At 58.5% G+C, this 236-nt stretch carries 1 protein-coding gene and 1 pseudogene; one reads left to right on the top strand and one right to left on the bottom strand.

Annotated elements, in window-relative coordinates; genetic code table 11:
- Positions 1-116 (top strand): transposase (locus tag ACP7IZ_RS13860; protein ID WP_146044241.1); only part of this gene is annotated, 116 nt, incomplete at its 5' end.
- Between the two features lie 8 nt (positions 117-124).
- Here the strand turns inward: ACP7IZ_RS13860 and ACP7IZ_RS13855 are convergent.
- A pseudogene (locus tag ACP7IZ_RS13855) lies at positions 125-223 on the bottom strand (transposase); the annotation flags it as partial.
- Positions 224-236: the final 13 nt, after the last annotated feature.

Below are 236 nucleotides of genomic sequence, written 5' to 3'. Positions count from 1 at the left end.
ACCTCTGGGCTCGCCTCAAGGAGTGGCGCGCTGTCGCAACCAGATATGAAAAAACAGCAACGTCGTTCCTCGCGGTCATCCACATCGCTGCCGCAGCAGACTGGATCAAGCCCTAACAGGCCCTAATCCCATGCTCCCGGCACAGGTCAGGAACCGGGACACCGCCCTCAGCCTGGCGGATCACACCCATGATCTGGGCGTCAGTAAAGCGATCACTCTTCATCAGAATCTCCTCA

Origin of the sequence: Acetobacter sp. AAB5 (genome assembly GCF_050106715.1) — a bacterium.
Taxonomy (GTDB): Bacteria; Pseudomonadota; Alphaproteobacteria; order Acetobacterales; family Acetobacteraceae; genus Acetobacter; species Acetobacter oryzifermentans.
This window is presented reverse-complemented; position numbering and strand designations above follow the sequence as displayed.